Genomic DNA, 18,876 nt, shown 5'->3' on the forward strand with positions numbered 1-18,876 from the left:
GTTTCTAACGCTCAAATTAATTGCGGTGGTTATAATATTTTATCTCTTTAAATCCCTATTTTTAGCGCCTCAAAACAGGTATGGGCAACAATTTTTATTGCCGGTATCAGGACTAAGAAATACAAAATGAAAGTTTTAAAATTTGGCGGAACATCAGTAGGCAGCCCGGAGCGGATGAAGAAGTTGCTTGATATTATTGATGCTTCTGAAAGGCAGATAGTGGTACTTTCGGCCGTATCTGGTACAACCAACAGCCTGGTTGCAATTGGACAGGCCTACCTTACCGGCGATAAACCCAAGGCTGCTCAATTGATAAGTATTCTAAAGGATAAATACGAAACATTTATTAAAGAACTTTTTGCCAAACCCGAGTTTTTAGTGCAGGGCAAGGAAGTTATAGATTATCATTTTTCGCTGCTAAGCGGTGTTGCTAATGATCTGTTTACCTCCGTTGAAGAAAAAATAATACTGGCGCAGGGCGAACTATTATCTACCACTTTATACCATGTTTATTTAACAGAAATAGGTGTGCCATCGGTATTGTTGCCCGCGTTGGATTTTATGAAGATTGATGAGGACAACGAACCTATAGTTGACTATATAACATCGCATTTAACACCAATGCTTGAGCAGCATAAGGGTAATAATTTTTTTATTACACAAGGCTATATCTGCCGCAATGCCTTTGGCGAGATAGATAATCTGCGCCGCGGCGGCAGTGATTATACTGCATCATTAATTGGAGCTGGCATTCGCAGCGAGGAAGTGCAGATCTGGACAGATATTGACGGCATGCACAATAACGATCCGCGGATTGTTAAGGGCACCTCTCCCATCGCGCAGCTATCATTTGATGAGGCAGCCGAGCTGGCTTACTTCGGGGCAAAAATATTGCATCCGCAAAGCGTGTTCCCGGCGCAGAAATACAAAATACCTGTACGCCTGCTTAATACCATGGAACCAATGGCAAAAGGTACTTTGATAACTAACGATAGCGAAAAGAACAAAATAAAATCAATAGCCGCAAAGGATGGTATTACCGCCATTAAAATCAACTCAAGCCGGATGTTACTGGCCTATGGTTTTTTGCGCCGCGTGTTTGAGGTGTTTGAGCGCTATAAAACATCAATTGATATGATCACCACATCAGAAGTGGCGGTATCCTTAACCATTGATGACACAACATATCTGACGCAAATATTAGCAGAGCTTGAGGCTTTTGGCAATGTTGAAGTAGACGCCGACCAAACCATTATTTGTGTTGTAGGAGATTTTGCGGCTGATAAGCAGGGCTTTGGCTCGCGCGTTTTAGATGCTTTAAAACACCTGCCATTGCGCATGATAAGCTATGGTGGCAGTAAGCATAACCTATCTGTACTGGTTGAAACCGAAGATAAGGTGGAAGCGCTAAGGAGCCTGCATAGCAGGTTATTTTAACTTCGGATATTGGATTTATTTTGATTTCGAATGTCGGATTTTCGATTTCGAATTTGTTTTTATACCGGATTTTCGATTCGGATTATTGATCAAGTCAGGTTTTTGACTTTTTAATTTTGATTTTTGACTTATAATAATGTTTAACCCAGATACCATTTCCAGTTTTCAAAGTATTGAAACGCCTTTTTATTATTACAATATGGAGGTGCTGCGCCAAACTTTAGCAGCGTGCCACACTGCATCGTCTAAATATGGCTTCCATGTACATTATGCCATGAAAGCTAATTTCAATCCTAAGGTGCTGGATATGATCCAATCATTTGGTTTTGGTGCGGATTGTGTGAGCGGCGGGGAAGTAAAGGCTGCTGTTGAACATGGCTTTGGTAAAGAAAAAATTGTTTTTGCAGGTGTAGGCAAATCTGATAAAGAAATAAACGCTGCTCTTGACGCAGATATAGTTTGCTTTAATGTTGAATCTGTACAGGAATTGACCATTATAAATGATTTGGCCAAAGCAAAAAATAAAACAGCCGGCGTCGCCATCCGCATTAACCCTAATGTTGATGCGCATACCCATCACTATATTACTACCGGTTTAGACGAGAACAAATTTGGCATAAACACCTGGCAATTGGGGGATGTTGCCGAAACCTTGCGCGCCTGCAATAATCTGCAGTTTTTAGGTATACACTTTCATATAGGGTCACAAATTACTGACCTTGAGGTTTACCGCAGCTTGTGTATCCGCATTAACGAAATGCAGGACTGGTTTGAGGATCGCGGTTTTAAAGTAAAAATATTGAATACAGGTGGCGGCCTGGGCGTTGATTACTATCACCCTGACACCAACACTATAGCCAACTTTGAAGGTTATTTTAAAGTATTTAAAGACTTTTTGAACGTTAAACCCGGTCAGGAGGTACATTTTGAGCTGGGCCGAGCGCTGGTGGCGCAATGCGCCTCTTTAATATCGCGCGTGCTATATGTTAAAAACGGCCAGAAGAAAAACTTTTTGGTACTGGATGCGGGAATGACTGAATTGATGCGCCCTATGTTATACCAAGCGTACCATGAAGTGGAGAATATTAGCAGGCAGGCGGGTAGTCCGGAAGTCGGAAAGTCAGAAAGTCCGGAAGATAAAACCATTCACTATGATGTTGTCGGCCCTATTTGCGAGAGTACGGATTGTTTCCGTAAGGATGTTGAGCTGCCTGAATCATTTAGGGGCGACCTTATTGCTGTGCGCACCGCAGGTGCTTACGGTGAAGTAATGGCATCAGGATATAACCTGAGGACGAGAGCAGAGAGTGTATATTCGGACGCTTTGTAAAGTCTCCCCTTTCCGGGGAGATTTAGAGGGGGCTGTGGCTAATGACCCGCCACTACCGCACCCTTAGCTTTTACCTTATTTTTTATAAACCTGCTACCTACAAGTAAAACCAATAAAGCTATACTTGCTGATGCAGCCATAATACCTGCCATAGGCAGCGTTGTAGGGATATTGAAATAGCTGATCAACATGGTGCCGAAAGATCCCAGACCCAACTGCAATGCACCTAATAATGAGGAAGCCGTACCTGCATTTTGCGAAAACGGTGCCAGCGAAAGTGCCGATGCATTTGGGTTAGTGGTACCCACGCAACACAACATAATAAATATCATTGCTATTGTTCCCGCAAGGCCGAATACGCCGTAACTTGATCCTGTAAAAAATATAACAGAACTAATAACCTGAACGGTCAATGCAGTTCTGGCAATTTGTTCGCTGGTGAATTTTTTAAGCAGCACGTTGTTAATCTGACTTGCACCAATAAAGCCGATGGACAAACCGGCGAAGATCCATCCGTAGGTTTTAGCTTCTACCCTAAACAACTCCATAAACACCATTGGCGAACCTGAAACGTATACAAACAACCCCATGAAAGAGAATGCTCCTGCCAGCGCATAAGTAAAAAACTGTGGCGTTCTTGCAACCTCCCAAAAACTATTAATGATGGGTGCCGGTTTTAGAGAATAATTAAGGTTGGGTTTATATGTATCAGGCAGCCATATTACGGCAGGTATTAACAATAAGCCCATAATACCCAATACAACAAATATTAAATGCCAGTTAAAAGCAGCGGTAATATAACCGCCTGCAGTTGGGGCCACCATTGGCGAAGCGCCTAAAACCAGTATCAACAGCGCGAATACCTTAGCATTTTCTTCAACGGGGAAAAGATCGCGCACCATGGTCATTGATGCTACACCTGCTGCGCAGCCGCCTACTGCCTGGATAAAACGTAACACAATAAGCGTGTTTATATCTGCCGACATAAAACACCCCGCTGATGCCGCGATATAAACCGCAAGACCGATGTATAAGGGGGGCTTACGTCCAAACCTGTCTAATAAAGGGCCGTACAATAATTGACCGCCTGCCAGCCCTATAAAATAGCTGGACAATGACAACGCTACCTGCGCTGTAGTGGTGTTTAATGATTTTGCTATATCCGGAAAACCCGGCAGGTACATATCAATTGAAAAAGGCGAAAGGGCAGTTAAGCAACCCAATATAAGTACCGTTAAAAAGTATTTCTTTTTCGTCATAAAAACATATTACCGCGACAATCCGGCTAAGGCGGCAAAGATCGCTTTTTAAAGCTAAGCGAATGTTTTATAACGGTAAATTTTAACGAGTATTTTTTCTATTCTTATGTGTACAATTTGTATATTATTTGCGTTGTTATATCTATTGTTGATAGCGCGCGAATGTTTAAATATCTATTCCTTTTTGTACTTTTTGTTCTGCCCGTTATGCTCTTTGCGCAGATGAGCAGCGATCATCCTAAAAATAAAAACATTATTGACACAACGGGTAAAACTGACATTATAGATATAGGCCGCGACCTTTTTAATATCCAAAGTAAAAGACCGCCCGATACCGCAGGCAAAAGGATCTATTTCTCTATTTTGCCGGTTTCATCGTCAAACGCCGGGCCAGACAGGATGCTTATAACATCAACCACCGCGAGCTTTTATTTGGGTAATCCGCAAACTACATATATATCCAACGTTAATTTTACGCCTTACTTAAACTTTAGCGGGCGTTATGGCTTACCTATCCGCTCAAACATTTGGGTAAAGCATAATATGTTTAACATCCAGGGCGATACACGCTTGTTAGTGTACCCGCAATACACCTGGGGCCTGGGTGGCGGCCAACCGCAGGATAATAAGTTTTTGGTTGATTATAAATATATGCGCTTTTATCAGAGCATTGTTAAACGCATAACATCTTACCTGTATGTGGGTATCGGCTATAATCTGGATTACTATTTTGATGTTGATAGCGACAATGGCGCAAAAACAAACTTCGAGCAGTTTACCGGTTACGAGTACGGCACACGAACAAACCAAAGTTCATTCTCATCGGGCCCAAGCTTTAATGTTTTGTACGATAGCCGTAATAACGCGCTAAACCCCCTGCCCGGCTGGTACGGTAACTTTATATACCGCCTTAACTATAAAACATGGGGAAGCACCAACAGTTGGAAATCTATATACCTTGATGTGCGCAAGTACCACTCGCTGAGTAATAACGGCAAGAAAAACCTGCTGGCTTTCTGGACTTATTACTGGGCCACCCTTACGCCACTAACACCTTATTTAAATTTGCCCGCTATTGGCATGGAACCCGACCAAAGGTCTGGCCGCGGCATATTACAAAACCGGCATCGTGGGCAGGCTTTGTTATACTTTGAGGCTGAATACCGCCGTGATCTAACTCGAAATGGCTTGTTAGGTTTTGTAGTATTTGCAAATGTTAATTCGGCCAGCGAATCTAATACCCGGCAATTTAAATACTGGAACCCCGCTGCCGGCGCAGGCATACGTATAAAATACAACAAAAAGTCTGACACCAATATTGGCATTGACTTTGGCATGAGCCAGGAAAGCAAATTGTTGTTACTTACGGTTGGTGAGGCCTTTTAACAAGCCCATGCACACCAACATGTAAAGCTCAAAATCTATTATATTTGGTATGCCTGTATTATTCAATATTATTAATATTCGTTACAAATTAACAACCGCGCTTTTTGTGCAGGTTATTATTTAACAAAATTACTATTTTTGCAACGTTCCAATTTTCAGACTATTTTTTTCCGACGCTTAGATTTTAAAACACATTAACCGCTTTTTTAATTTTTCCCGGAATATTAACATCAATGTCAAAACGCATATTAGTTTTAGATGACAATCAAGACATCCTGGATATTGTCCACGAAACATTATCCTACGAAAAGTTTGATGTCAAAAGCACCTCAGAGAGCACGGACGTTATTCCGCTTGTAAAACAATTTAATCCCAACCTGGTAATATTAGATTATCGCGTTTCGGGCACCAACGGCGGCGAGCTTTGCCGGCAGATAAAATCGCACCCTGATTTTAAGCATGTACCCGTAATTATTTTCTCAGCTTATGTTAATCATGCCGATGAATTATCGGCGTATGGATGTGATGCTATCATTAACAAACCTTTTGATCTTACAGAACTGGTCGAAAAAGTAAATCTTCTTATAAAATAATTAAAAAACTACCGTTTTTTAAAACAAATTAAGCTTGGCTATTGTAATTGTAAATAAAATTATATTAGTGTATGTTTACACTACAAACTTGCTTTTTTAATCATCATATTATAGTTTAATGAAAATTTTTGTAGCCAGGCTGCCCCATCAATATCAGGAAGCCCAAATTGCAGACCTTTTTGCCGCTTATGGGACGGTAAATTCTGTCAACCTTATTATGGACCGCGAAACCGGCAGAAGCAAGTGTTTTGCATTTGTTGAAATGCCCGACAGTACCGAGGCGAACAACGCAATTGCCGAACTGAACGAAAGAAAAGTTCTTGACAAAAACATTGCTGTTAGCGAAGCTCGCGAAAAAGAAAGGCCCGCGGGCAATTTCGGCGGTGGTAACCGCAATTTCCGTGGTGGCAATGACAGCGGCGGCGGTTATAAAAAATATGGAAATGATGATAAGCGCAGCGGCGGAGGAGGTAACAGCGGTTACCGCGGTGGAAACGATAGCGGCGGTGGTTATAAAAAATATGGAAACGATGATAAGCGCAGCGGCGGAGGAAACGGAAATTACCGCGACCGCAGCAGTGGGGAATCTGACTATTAACGATAGTTTTTATAAAAAATAGAAAAATGAGCCGACGTTAACATACGCCGGCTTTTTTTATGTGTTATTTTTAAATACTTTTATTGCTGCAACATCCAAACAATATCATGAAATACAGATTCCTTTTCCTCGGCCTTTTATTTTTTGTAGCCCAAAGTTTAACGGCTCAAACCCCTATTGCCTGGAAACAGGCCACCGCAGCGGGTTATAATTACAAATATGTAACAGGCGACCCTACGCACTCACGGTTTTATACTTTAAAAAATGGCTTAACTGTTATTTTAAGCCCCACAAAAAAACAGCCGCGTATACAGGCCTATATAGCTGTAAAGGCCGGAAGCAAAACCGACCCTGCCGACCACACAGGCCTGGCACATTACCTGGAGCATATGCTTTTTAAGGGAACCGATAAATTTGGATCGTTAAACTGGGAAAAAGAAAAACCATTACTTACTAAAGTTGACGCTTTGTACGAACAATATAATAACACAAAGGACGAAGCAAAACGTAAGGAGATATACAAAGAGATCGACAAGGCATCGGGCGAGGCGGCTAAATATGCTATCGCCAACGAATACGATAAAATGATGACCTCGATGGGCGGCCAAAGCAGCAACGCCTTCACCTCGTTTGAACAGACTGTTTATACCGAAGATATACCGGCTAACGCTATGGATAAATTTCTGAAAGTGCAGGCGGAGCGTTTTAGAAACCCTATACTTAGAATTTTCCACACCGAATTGGAAGCAGTGTATGAAGAAAAGAATCGCACGCTTGATGATGATGGCCGTAAGGTGACAGAGACCATGTTTACGAAGTTGTTCCCCAATAACAATTATGGTAAACAAACTACAATTGGTACCGTTGAGCATTTAAAAAACCCATCGCTGGTTGCTATTCGCAGGTATTATTATGATTACTACGTTCCGAATAATATGGGTGTTATTCTTTCGGGCGATTTTAATCCCGATGCAGTAATTAAAAAAATAGACGTTGCCTTTAGTTATCTTAAATCAAAGCCCGTCCCGGCCTATAAATTTGATGCGGAACAACCTATAACCGCGCCAATAATGGCAGATGTATATGGGCCAAATGCCGAGAACGTTACTTTGGCGTTTCGTTTTCCGGGTGCAAATACCCGCGACGCGCGCTTGCTTGACCTGATGGGTTCAATGCTTACTAACGGAAAAGCAGGTTTGTTTGACCTTGACCTTATCAAAAAACAAAAGCTATTGAGCGCAAGTGCAAGCAGTTACGGTTTAAAAGATTATGGTGTGCTGATGCTGCGTGGCAACCCCGTTAAGGGCCAGTCGTTAGATGAAGTACGCGACCTGATGTTGGCAGAAATTGCCAAGCTGCGTGCGGGTGAATTTTCTGACGACCTGATCCTATCCATTGTTAACAACGAGAAAAAACGCCTAATACAACAAAATGAAGATTATTCTGCGAGAGCAGATGACCTGATGAGTGCTTTTACATCAGGTGTTGACTGGAAAAACGTTGTTGGTACTGTAAAAGAGCTGTCTGCAGTAACAAAGCCACAAATAATAGCCTTTGCCAATAAATACCTTAACAGCCAAAACTATGTTATAGTTTATAAGCACCAGGGCGAGGACAAGAACATTGTTAAAGTGGACAAACCCACAATTACGCCGGTTGATTTAAACCCCGCAGCGCAGTCGTCGTTCTTAAAACAGGTTATGGCAATGCCGGTTACTAATATAAAACCTGTTTGGTTGGACTATCAAAAAGACATACAGCGCGCTAAGGCAGGTAACCTTGACGTATTGGCAGTGAAAAATAACGATAACAACCTTTTCAGATTATATTACCGTTATGAGATGGGTGCCTGGAACAATAAACTGTTACCAATAGCGGCCCAATACCTGCAGTTTTTAGGTACAGGTACACAAACATCAGAGGACTTTAGCAAAGCGTTTTATAAATTAGCATCCACCTATAGTATAAGTGCAGGCAATGAGATCACTACGGTAAGCTTTAACGGCTTGCAGGAGAACTTTGCGGCCACCGTAAAGCTTTATGAAGACCTGTTGGCCAACTGTAAGCCCGACGAGGCGGCACTGGCGAGTTTAAAGGCAAGGATAAAACGTTCACGCGAAAACTCTAAAATAAATAAATCAGCCCTTATGCAGGGGTTGTTAAGCTACGCCCAATATGGCCCTGAAAACCCGTACAATTATGGCCTTACTAATGAGCAATTGGATGCCTTAAAATCTGAGGATCTTATACGGGTTTTGCATGAGCTTAACAATTACAGCCATATAGTACTTTATTACGGGCCAAAAACAGCCGCGGCGGCTGGTTCAGACGTAGCTTCGCTGCATAAAGTACCTGCATCATTTACAGCGTACCCGCCGGCGGTTAAATTTACCCAGGTAACCAACACGGCAAACCAGGTGCTTTTTGCAAACTACGATATGGTGCAGGCAGAAATTTACTGGATACATAACGGTGAAAAATATAACCCTGCATTAGAACCAAGCATTGAGGTGTTTAATAATTACTTCGGTACAGGCGGTTTTAGTTCAATAGTATTGCAGGATCTGCGGGAATCTAAAGCTTTGGCATATTCCACCTCTGCTCAATATGCAACGCCGGGTAAAAAAGAAAACCGCGGTGTGTTTGCAGCTTATATAGGCACACAGGCCGATAAGCTAAACGAAGCGATAAAAGGCATGAATGATTTGCTTACCGTTTTACCTGAATCAAATGAGGGTGTAACTCTTGCAAAAGATAATGTGCGTAAATCAATAGAAACAGAACGTATTACCGAGGACGGTATTATAACAGACTATTTGGCCGCAAAACGCCTGGGTCTTGACCATGATCTGCGTAAGGACGTTTTTGAGAATTTGGATAAAATGAGCTTTGCTGACCTGAAAGCATTTCATGACGCGCAAATTAAAAACAAAGCTTATACTTATTGCATTGTTGCATCAGAGAAAAAGGTAAGCGAAGAAGATTTGAAAAAATACGGTACAGTTATAAAGCCTGACCTTAAACAGCTATTCGGTTTTTAGGACAGTCAAGCTAATGTTAACAATATAACACACTTCTATATTTCTATTTAATATAAAATATATCGTTCTAATAATATTTTAATATCTAAAACCGGAAAACAACTAATAATTAAGTTAAATTGAAAAATGGTACAGCAATTGCTTGTTAAACAATAAGTAATTGCTGTACCTTTTTTATATAGTATTTTTAACAATGAGACGGATTTTAGTGGTTGATGACGACAAAGACATCCTTGAAATAGTACAATATATCCTGGAAGATTCAGGTTATTTAGTTGAGCCCCTTACAAATGGCCATTCTTTATTCGATAATATCCGATCATTTAAGCCTGATCTGATAATATTGGATATTATGTTAGGCAATATGGATGGACGCGAACTATGCCGCGATATTAAAACGAATGTAGAAACTCATAAAATTCCGGTTATTATGATCTCTGCCAGCCATGCACTTAAAGATATAAACTCTCCCGCTTACCAACCGGATGGTTTTGTTGCTAAACCTTTTGATATAGATGCGTTACTAAGCTGCGTTCAGCGGCAGATAGTGGCTTAATTGCCATTAGTCAATTGTTATTGGTCATTTTTGCAGCTAATATTAATAAGCCCGAAACATGTACTTGATAATGCTTAATCCCCCAACAATATCTTAATACCGCATTCTCTGCTAATACATTCAATTAATCAAAAGTGTAACTAATTACCATTGACTAATCACCAATGACTAATTTTTTCCACATCCATACCATCCCAAAATTTACTGCGTTAAAAAACTAATTTTCCACAGGTGTTAATTATTTATGTGGATTATAGCTTATTGAATAATTAAATTGCAGAACTTTTTGTCCGCGTTTTATGATAAAATTAAAATACTACCTGTTCCCTCTTTTCATAATCACCGCGCCAGCATTAGCACAACAAAACCCCTCCTCGCAACTTTACAGCACCTACCATGCTGCAAAACGCTTGCTTGATGACGGAAAATATGTTGCTGCGGCCCAGCAATATCACCTGGTGCAAGATCTGGCGCTTAAAACTTCTAATCAATCAAAGTTTGAGTCAGAACTTTCTCTTATAGAAGAGAGTTCGCAATATTATCTTGCCCTTTGCGCGCTGGAGTTGGGTAATGATGATGCCGAAAGTCTGTTCTTAAAGTTCATTAAAGAACATCCTGAAAATACGCTTACCAAACTGGCGTTTTACCAGATAGGCCGCTCCTACTCAAAACAGAGTAAATACCAGGAGACCATTAAATGGTTTGATAAAATTGATGCCAACGAACTTACCGGTCCTGAAAATAACGAGTACAAATTCCGCAAAGCTTACGCTTACTTTTCGCTCAACGATTTTAAAAATGCGCAGCAACTGTTTGGCGAAGTAAAAAACAAGCGTTCTCAATTTACCGATGATGCCACCTACTATTTTGCCTATATAGCCTACTTAAATCAAGATTATCACCTGGCGCTGGTAAACTTTGAAAAGTTAAAAAATTCAAAAAAATACGAGAACAGCTATCCTTATTATATTACCGCCGTTTATTTTCTGGATAAAAGGTATGATGACGTTATAAACTATGCAGTACCCATTTTAAACCGCACCCGTCAGCAAAATGAAACTGAAATGCTGCGCATACTCGGTGCTTCGTATTTTGCAAAAAGCGATTATGATAATGCGGTTAATTACTACAGCAAGTTTGAAGATAAAGACCTGGGCAAAACCCAAAACACGCAGGATAGTTACCAAATGGGTTACGCCTATTTTAAGGTTGGTAATTTTTCAAAGGCAGCCAGCGAATTAGAAACCCTTGTTAGCGACAATGATGTTTACGCCCAAAACGGCAGCTATATACTGGGGCAGGTTTTCCTGAAAATGAATAACAAGGAAAGTGCCCGCAACGCTTTCCTGGCGGCTTCAAAACTGAACTTTGACAGACAATTACAGGAAGACGCGCTTTATGAGTATGCCAAATTATCATACGAACTTGATTTTTATACGCAGGCTTTAGATGCCACACGTGCCTACCTTAAAAACTATCCCAACTCAACCCGCAATACCGAGGTTAAAGTGCTTTTAGGAGAGGTGCTTTTAAATTCGCGTAATTATAAAGAGGCGGTTGAGATATTGGAACCTATTCCTAACAAATCTGAAAGTGCGAGAATAGCTTATCAAAAAGTTACTTATTACCGTGGATTAGAATTTTACAACGAACGTGCTTTTGAGAATGCAATTGGCATCTTTTTACGCTCATTGCAAAACCCGGTAGACCGGAACATTAAAGCCCTCACGACTTACTGGATGGCGGAAGCGATGTATGAAGTGCGCAAATACGGCGAATCTGTTGAGAATTTTGAGAAATTTTTGCAGATGCCTGAGGCTGCCGAAACGAATGTTGCCAACTATGCCAACTATGCTTTGGCCTATGCCGCGTTTTACGACGAAAAGTACAGCAAGGCTGCACAGTTTTTTGAACGTTTTTTACGTGGCGAAGAGAAAGACAAAAACAGCATAAACGATGCTGTTACCCGTATTGGCGACAGCTACTTTGTACTGAAAAGCTACGGCAAGGCGCTTGGTTATTACAACCGCATAATTGCACAGGGAAGCAAAGGTCAGGATTACGCTTTGTTTCAACGTGGAATGATACAGGGCTTACAAGGCAGTCCGGATGCTAAGATCGGCACGCTTAAAGAGGTACTAAACAAATTCCCTAATTCTGATTACGCCGATGATTCAGACTTTGAGATAGCTTACACTTATTTTGTTAAAAACGATGGCGCCACAGCCAAAAGCGCGCTGCAAACCATGGTTGAAAAATATCCGCGCAGCAGCTACATACCACGCGCCCTCACAACAATTGGTTTAATAGACTATAACGCTGGTGATGACATGGCTGCGGTGGAAGACTTTAAACGGGTAGTGAAAGATTACCCGTCTGCAACTGAAGCAAAGCAAGCTCTTAAACAGATTGAGAAAATTTATACGGATAAAGGCGACGCTCAAACGTATCTAAACTATGCCGTTAGCACACCTATTGGCAATTATACAACATCTGAACAGGAAAGTATAATGATGACGGCAGCAAACAATCTGTATGTGCGCGGCGATTGGCAGGGAGCTGCGGCAGCCGTGAGTGCCTATTTTGATAAATTTAATACAAAACCTATTTACGAAAAACAAGCCCGGTTTACCCGCGCTCAAAGCTTGGTTAATCTTAACCGCTACGATGAGGCCGTGGCCGATTATAATGTGATATTGAACGACTGGAGCAGCGCTTACACTGAGCAATCACTCATCAGCATGGCTAAGCTATATCTGGCGCAGAAAAAATGGAACGATGCAGTGGCATTTCTTAAAAAGCTGGAAACCACATCAGAATATAAAGCTGACTACACATTCGCGATTAATAATTTGATGCTTTGCTATTCGCAAATGCGCATGCCTGAGGAAGCCATTAACTACGTGCACCTTGTGCGCGAAAATGAAAAAACATCGCAGGAGGATAAATTCAAAACAGGCTTATACGCCGGCGTGGCTTACTTACAACTTGCCGATACCACATCTGCTGTAAAAGAATTTACCTATACTGCTGATAATACTAAGACTATTGCCGCCGCAGAGGCCCGCTACAATATTGCCAATGTGCAATACTTAAAGCGGCAATATAAGATATCGCAAAAAACCTGCTTTGATCTTGTGAAGGACCTGCCGAATTATGATTACTGGGTTGCAAAAACCTATATCCTTTTAGCCGACAACTATGTTGGCCTTAAAGATACCTTTCAGGCTAAGGCTACACTGCAGAGTATAATTGAAAATTATAAAGGCGAAGATGATATTCTTACAACGGCCCGCCAAAAGCTGGACAGGCTATCGCCGCAGAAAAAAACAACCGTAACCGGCACACAACAGGATAGCACCAGTAAACAATAAAACAAGGCAACAAGTAAATACTATACAAAAGCAATGAAATTGAGATACACACTTACCCTGCTTACCTTACTGATGGTGCTTTGCTTTACTCTGGGCGCAGATGCGCAAAGAAGACCTGCGCAAAAACCAGCAACGCAGCCAAAAAAGGCCGATGCACAAAACATTGGCGATGCTGCATCAAAGATTAAAGTTGATACAACTAAAAACGGTGGAGCAGCTAATAATGCGCAGCAAAGCGGTGGTAGCCTGTCTGAAGAAATTGTGATTACTACGGCATACAAACCAGTTTTGGCCGACGCTGTTAAGCTGCGCCGTAACCCTGATATGGAAGATAAGGCACCGTTTAAGGCACCGCTTACCTATACACCTATTGACAAGCGTTTGGAACGCAATACGGATATAAAACAGCTAAACGCCATGCGTATGCCTGCAGAGGTAGATTCAATCCCGACGAACAATTTTGTCAGGGCCGGTGTCGGGAGCCTTAAAACTACCTTTGCCGAGGGCTATTTTGGTAATGGCAAAGACGAAGCCCTGCAGGTTGCGGGCTATTTTAAACATTTTGGCCAAAGCGGCACTGCTTTTGAAAAACAGAATACCATTACCAATCAGGTTGGTGTATTTGGCAAAAGTATAGGCTCTGTAAATTCACTGAGCGGGCGTATTGACTTCAGTAATCGCAGTAACAACTTTTACGGTTACAATCCTTATGACCCACCCCCTGCCGCAAACTTCTTCCCTGCCCATCAATATTTTAATACCATAAGCGCCGAAGGTGAACTGGTTAAGAATTACCGCGATGTGGAAAATGATTTTACTTATGCGCTTAAGTTGCAGGGCTATGGTTTTGCGGACAGGTTTAAAGCACGCGAAAACAATGTTGCCATATCCGGATTTTTAAATCAAACCATTAAGCAGTTTTACGCGGGTGCAAGCGCATCGCTTGATCTGACCACACAAAAAGACGAGCAATACTCCATCAATAACAGCATTGCACGTGTTAATCCTTACATAAAATTTCAGGGTACCAATTACAAAATTGATGCAGGCGTTACCCTTGCCACCGAATTTGGCTTTTCATCGCGCTTTTTTATATTTCCGGCGGCAAAAGCCGAGTTGCAGGTTATACCCAAATATGCCCGCTTGTTTGTTGAAGCCAAAGGCGACATCAATAAATCAACGTTGAGGAATTTTTATGCTGTAAACCCTTTTCTTGGCCAAAATCTCGGCATCCGCAACTCGGTTGACGAATTGGATATAAGCGCGGGATTAAAAGGTACACTAGCCCCCGGCTTAAACTTTAAAGCCACTATTTACCGTAACAGCGTTAAAAATATGCCTTTGATGGTAAGCAATTTTAATATAGCGGCAGGATACAACAAGTTTAAAGTTTTATATGACGATGGCACTGCGCGCGTAAACGGCTTCAACGGCGAACTTGATTACAAAGCAACCGAGGATGTAAATATTTTCGGGAGCGTTGAATTTGTGGATTATCAGTTGGCGTCAGAAAAAACTGCCTGGAATCTTCCCAAATTTAAACTGAAAGGCGGAGCCTCTATACGTATTAATGATAAGGTTATTGTAAACGGCACGCTGTTGTACAGGGGCCAAACTTTTGATCCTTACGTAAGCGCCTCTATGCAGGCAGCCGGAGCTACCCGCTCTGCTATAGACGCGTTTGCAGATCTGAGTGGCGGAGTTGAATATAAGGTAACAAAGAAGATAACCATATTTGGGCAGGTTAACAACATCCTGAACGCTGACAGTCAAAACTGGCTGTATTATCAAAATTATGGCTTTAATATATTTGGCGGCGCAAGTTATAGCTTTTAAAGGGCATCACTGGTTTTGATGTTATGCGATTATCCCTTACTTTTAGCCCATGGATGTAGGTTTTTATTTGGGTGAGTTTTTAGTACAGCAGGGCGAAGTAAAGGTAGCCGGCTTGGGAAACTTTTCGCAAATACGCATGAGCGCTTATTATGATGAGAGGGAAGAACTTTTTTACCCGCCGTATAACAAAGTACATTTTGAGCCGCAGGTTGACGTAGATAATGATGAATTAGCTGAATATTTGGTTGCTAAAAAACACATATCGCTTACATCTGCTAAATATTTTATTCAAAAATACGTTGCCAACCTGCGCTTGCAGGCTATAGTTGCAGATGTACCGCTGGGTAATATGGGCTATTTTTTTACTGACAGGTCCGAGCTTTCATTTAGACCAAATGACAGGTTACTTGACGACTCCGAACTTTACGGGTATGTTCCTATCAGGATCACTAAGTTAAGTAATGCGTCTGCCCGTCAGCATCAGTCCGCACCCGAAACTGCGTTTTCTTATCACAACACTGAAGAAGAGAAAGTTGAATTTGTTAATAAAAGCATCGAACCTGTTAGCGAAAAGACATTCACTCCTGTTGCTGAGGAAAAGTTTGCGCCTATAGCTGAAGAAAAAGTTTCGCCTCTTGTTGCCGATAAATTTGAAGATTCCATATCATCAAACTATGTGGAACCTTTTAGTAACCATCCGGAAGAAACGCTTGAGCCTCATACATCATCAGCTTATGACGAAGCTTTTCTTGATCTGCCCGAAGAGGAGGAAGAACGCAGTGGTCCCTTACGGAGCATACTGATATCGCTTGTTATAGTTGCCGTATTAGCAGTTGGTGTTTTGGCACTTTACATGTATTCCCCGGATACTTTTAACAAGCTACAATTTTGGAAAAACGATCAGCCAGTCACCGCTGTAGAAACGCGACCAAACACAATTGAAGTTCCCGCACTTGATACAGCAAATACTGATAGCGCTGATAATACGTTAAATGATACGACAAGTGTTGTTGCAGCAGATACAATTGCAAGAGCCCGCTTTGAATTAATAACAGGGAAAGGCTTTAAAAATTTATGGGCAGCTAACGAAGCGGTAAAAAAATACAAGGCGATGGGCCTGCTTAACGCTAAACTGGCTGAAGACAGGCCGGGGAAGCTTATTAAAATTTCATTAGGCAACTTTACGTCAATAAGTGAAAGCGAGGCTTTTAAACAAAAGCTTATAAAAGAAGGTAAATTAAACAAGTGGGCCTATACCATAGAAATACCCGAACAAAATTAAACCAATAAAGAACTATAATTATACATAATGCAGGCAGTTACAGATACCATTAGCCAATTGGCGGATACCGCAAACCGCACCGCGCAACAGTTAGCGACCGCACCACCACAAGAACTACGTTTTGGCGACCTTTTATTAAAAGGCGGCTGGGTTATGCTACCCATAGGTATTTTAGCGGTATTAGGTTTAGTCATATTTTTTGAGCGATATTTTACCATCCGCAAAGCCGCAAAAAATGAGTCGCAGTTAATCCAGCAGATCCGTGGCAGCGTATTAGCGGGTAATCTTGACTCTGCCATTGCAATTTGCCGCAACAGCAACACGCCTTTGGGCCGCATGCTGCAAAAAGGATTATTACGCATAGGCCGCCCTATAAAAGACATTGAGGGCGCTGTTGAAAACATTGGCAAGTTAGAGGTATCAAAACTCGAAAAAAACATAGGTATTTTGGGCATTATAGCTGGCATAGCCCCCATGTTAGGCTTTTTAGGAACAATAGCCGGCGTAATAAAAATATTTTTTGATATCTCACAAACAGGTGATATAGGTATAGGCACAATATCAGCTGGTTTGTATGTAAAGATGGTAACATCGGCTGCTGGCTTATTTGTAGGTATGATAGCTTATATATGCTACCACATTTTGAATATGATGGTGGATAAAGTGATATTAAAACTGGAAACAGACGCAATTGAATTTATTGACCTGTTAGAAGAACCAAGCAAATGAATTTAAGAAAAAGAAAAAGAGGAGCTTCTGCCGAAGTACATACTTCGGCTATGAACGATATCATGTTCTTCCTGCTTTTGTTTTTCCTCATTGCGTCAACGGTAGCAAATCCCAACGTTATTAAATTGATGCTGCCTAAATCATCCAGCGGGAAATCGATCTCAAAAAAAACGATAGTAGTATCTATAACTCAGGACCTGAAATATTACGTTGATAAAAAGGAAATACCCGTTGCCAATTTGAGCAGCACCCTGGAGGGTTACAAAAAACTGGCAACAGAACTAACCATTGTTTTATATGTAGAAAAAACGGTTGCTATACAAGATGTGGTACAAGTGATGGACACGGCCCAAAAATTGAATATGAAACTTGTTTTGGCAACAGAACCGAAAAATTAGTGATTAGTTAACTAGAGATTGGTTGATTAGGTTATACCGGATTACCAATGACATAATGACAAATGACAAATGACTAACTACGAACACGAAGAAAACAACTATCCCAAAGCATTTTTAGCTACAGGCATAATTATGGCTGTGCTTATTGCTGCGTGCTGGTTTATTGTGTTCGGTACGCCTGCCCTGCCCGAAAACGGTACAGGCGGTATATTGGTAAATTACGGTACGGTTGATGAAGGTATGGGCAGCGATTATATGAGTATTGATGAGCCATCGGTTGCTGAGAACGCCAACAATACCAAGCCCGATAAAGTAACCGACGCCACCCCCACCCCGGAGAAAACCCAGGTTGAAAGCAGCGATAAAAATGTTGTAACTCAAAATAGCGAAGATGCGCCCGAAGTTGCGGCAAACACTAAGAAACCAAGCAGTACTGTAGCTACGCAACCCAATAAAACTGAAGCAAAACCAACAGTTAACCAAAACGCGTTATACAAAGGCAAAACCAACAACGGCGTTGGCGAGGGTGATGGCAACGGCAACGCGCCCGGCAACCAGGGCAAACCTACAGGTAGCACTCTTACCAATAATTATGACGGTACCGGATCAGGTAACGGGGGTAACTTAACGATGGCTCAACGTAGCTTTACATCAAGACCAATAGTGACTTATACCGGTAGGCAAACAGGCCGAGTGGTGGTGGAACTGCGTGTTGACAAAAATGGTACGGTTGTGTATGCCCGTGCAGGCGCCCGCGGCACTACCATTACCGATGCCGCGTTGCTGGATAAATGCGAAGACGCCGTTCGTGATGCACACCTTAACGCACTTGAAAATGCGCAGGAACAGCAGCTGGGCACCGTAACGTTTATGTTTAAGGCGCAGTAGGTTTTTGGTTGATGGATCATAGTTTATGGTTCATAGTTACTGATACCAATTTCCAGGTTTTCATTGTCGCTAATTCTCATCGTTTGATGCTCACCCCTGAGGCATACAGCATGCAGGCATTCTGCTTGTAATTAAAAATCGTCTATATTTATAATTATAATTATATATT

General features: G+C 41.6%; 14 protein-coding genes. 13 read left to right on the forward strand and 1 reads right to left on the reverse strand.

The window, feature by feature from the left end:
* Positions 1–126: 126 nt before the first annotated feature.
* On the forward strand, positions 127–1,437 hold the full coding sequence (locus ACVW2L_RS10075) for an aspartate kinase (RefSeq protein WP_457127834.1): 1,311 nt from the start codon (positions 127–129) through the stop codon (positions 1,435–1,437).
* A 136-nt stretch (positions 1,438–1,573) separates the two neighbouring features.
* Positions 1,574–2,767, forward strand: a complete 1,194-nt coding sequence (lysA, locus tag ACVW2L_RS10080; protein WP_457127835.1) for a diaminopimelate decarboxylase — start codon at positions 1,574–1,576, stop codon at positions 2,765–2,767.
* Positions 2,768–2,805: 38 nt separating this feature from the next.
* Here the strand turns inward: lysA and ACVW2L_RS10085 are convergent, their stop codons facing one another.
* Positions 2,806–4,026, reverse strand: a complete 1,221-nt coding sequence (locus tag ACVW2L_RS10085) for a multidrug effflux MFS transporter (RefSeq protein WP_457127836.1) — start codon at positions 4,024–4,026, stop codon at positions 2,806–2,808.
* A gap of 162 nt (positions 4,027–4,188) precedes the next feature.
* Between ACVW2L_RS10085 and ACVW2L_RS10090 the strand changes: the two genes are divergently transcribed.
* The 11 genes from ACVW2L_RS10090 (at position 4,189) to ACVW2L_RS10140 (ending at position 18,707) form a co-directional block, all read left to right on the forward strand.
* A complete protein-coding gene (locus ACVW2L_RS10090; protein ID WP_457127837.1) occupies positions 4,189–5,412 on the forward strand; it encodes a BamA/TamA family outer membrane protein in 1,224 nt (407 codons plus the stop codon).
* Between the two features lie 233 nt (positions 5,413–5,645).
* The gene (locus tag ACVW2L_RS10095; protein WP_457127838.1) at positions 5,646–6,005 is read left to right on the forward strand and encodes a response regulator; all 360 of its coding nucleotides are present in this window, start codon (positions 5,646–5,648) and stop codon (positions 6,003–6,005) included.
* A 118-nt stretch (positions 6,006–6,123) separates the two neighbouring features.
* Complete coding sequence (locus tag ACVW2L_RS10100; RefSeq protein ID WP_457127839.1) at positions 6,124–6,603, forward strand: RNA recognition motif domain-containing protein; 480 nt, start codon at positions 6,124–6,126, stop codon at positions 6,601–6,603.
* Positions 6,604–6,710: 107 nt separating this feature from the next.
* Positions 6,711–9,644, forward strand: a complete 2,934-nt coding sequence (locus ACVW2L_RS10105) for an insulinase family protein (protein WP_457127840.1) — start codon at positions 6,711–6,713, stop codon at positions 9,642–9,644.
* 193 nt (positions 9,645–9,837) lie between these two features.
* Positions 9,838–10,200: a response regulator transcription factor gene (locus tag ACVW2L_RS10110; protein ID WP_457127841.1), complete on the forward strand. Its 363-nt coding sequence runs from the start codon at positions 9,838–9,840 to the stop codon at positions 10,198–10,200.
* A 299-nt stretch (positions 10,201–10,499) separates the two neighbouring features.
* On the forward strand, positions 10,500–13,574 hold the full coding sequence (locus ACVW2L_RS10115; RefSeq protein ID WP_457127842.1) for a tetratricopeptide repeat protein: 3,075 nt from the start codon (positions 10,500–10,502) through the stop codon (positions 13,572–13,574).
* A 33-nt stretch (positions 13,575–13,607) separates the two neighbouring features.
* Positions 13,608–15,410 (forward strand): hypothetical protein, encoded by a 1,803-nt coding sequence (locus ACVW2L_RS10120; protein ID WP_457127843.1) that lies wholly within the window; start codon positions 13,608–13,610, stop codon positions 15,408–15,410.
* 49 nt (positions 15,411–15,459) lie between these two features.
* Positions 15,460–16,692, forward strand: a complete 1,233-nt coding sequence (locus ACVW2L_RS10125; protein ID WP_457127844.1) for an HU domain-containing protein — start codon at positions 15,460–15,462, stop codon at positions 16,690–16,692.
* Positions 16,693–16,719: 27 nt separating this feature from the next.
* Positions 16,720–17,421 carry a MotA/TolQ/ExbB proton channel family protein gene (locus ACVW2L_RS10130; protein ID WP_457127845.1) on the forward strand — a complete coding sequence of 234 codons (702 nt, stop codon included), beginning with the start codon at positions 16,720–16,722 and terminating at the stop codon, positions 17,419–17,421.
* Positions 17,418–17,819: an ExbD/TolR family protein gene (locus ACVW2L_RS10135; RefSeq protein WP_457127846.1), complete on the forward strand. Its 402-nt coding sequence runs from the start codon at positions 17,418–17,420 to the stop codon at positions 17,817–17,819. Before ACVW2L_RS10130 ends, ACVW2L_RS10135 begins: the two co-directional genes overlap by 4 nt.
* A 69-nt stretch (positions 17,820–17,888) precedes the next feature.
* A complete protein-coding gene (locus ACVW2L_RS10140; RefSeq protein WP_457127847.1) occupies positions 17,889–18,707 on the forward strand; it encodes an energy transducer TonB in 819 nt (272 codons plus the stop codon).
* Positions 18,708–18,876: the final 169 nt, after the last annotated feature.

The sequence above is a fragment of the Mucilaginibacter sp. HD30 genome (assembly GCF_054061755.1).

Excerpts from the sequence above, each read along its gene's own strand:
- ACVW2L_RS10075 (WP_457127834.1), top strand. The coding sequence starts at position 127 with ATGAAAGTTTTAAAATTTGGCGGAACATCAGTAGGCAGCCCGGAGCGG.
- lysA (WP_457127835.1), top strand. The coding sequence starts at position 1,574 with ATGTTTAACCCAGATACCATTTCCAGTTTTCAAAGTATTGAAACGCCT.
- ACVW2L_RS10085 (WP_457127836.1), bottom strand. The coding sequence starts at position 4,026 with ATGACGAAAAAGAAATACTTTTTAACGGTACTTATATTGGGTTGCTTA.
- ACVW2L_RS10090 (WP_457127837.1), top strand. The coding sequence starts at position 4,189 with ATGTTTAAATATCTATTCCTTTTTGTACTTTTTGTTCTGCCCGTTATG.
- ACVW2L_RS10095 (WP_457127838.1), top strand. The coding sequence starts at position 5,646 with ATGTCAAAACGCATATTAGTTTTAGATGACAATCAAGACATCCTGGAT.
- ACVW2L_RS10100 (WP_457127839.1), top strand. The coding sequence starts at position 6,124 with ATGAAAATTTTTGTAGCCAGGCTGCCCCATCAATATCAGGAAGCCCAA.
- ACVW2L_RS10105 (WP_457127840.1), top strand. The coding sequence starts at position 6,711 with ATGAAATACAGATTCCTTTTCCTCGGCCTTTTATTTTTTGTAGCCCAA.
- ACVW2L_RS10110 (WP_457127841.1), top strand. The coding sequence starts at position 9,838 with ATGAGACGGATTTTAGTGGTTGATGACGACAAAGACATCCTTGAAATA.
- ACVW2L_RS10115 (WP_457127842.1), top strand. The coding sequence starts at position 10,500 with ATGATAAAATTAAAATACTACCTGTTCCCTCTTTTCATAATCACCGCG.
- ACVW2L_RS10120 (WP_457127843.1), top strand. The coding sequence starts at position 13,608 with ATGAAATTGAGATACACACTTACCCTGCTTACCTTACTGATGGTGCTT.
- ACVW2L_RS10125 (WP_457127844.1), top strand. The coding sequence starts at position 15,460 with ATGGATGTAGGTTTTTATTTGGGTGAGTTTTTAGTACAGCAGGGCGAA.
- ACVW2L_RS10130 (WP_457127845.1), top strand. The coding sequence starts at position 16,720 with ATGCAGGCAGTTACAGATACCATTAGCCAATTGGCGGATACCGCAAAC.
- ACVW2L_RS10135 (WP_457127846.1), top strand. The coding sequence starts at position 17,418 with ATGAATTTAAGAAAAAGAAAAAGAGGAGCTTCTGCCGAAGTACATACT.
- ACVW2L_RS10140 (WP_457127847.1), top strand. The coding sequence starts at position 17,889 with ATGACTAACTACGAACACGAAGAAAACAACTATCCCAAAGCATTTTTA.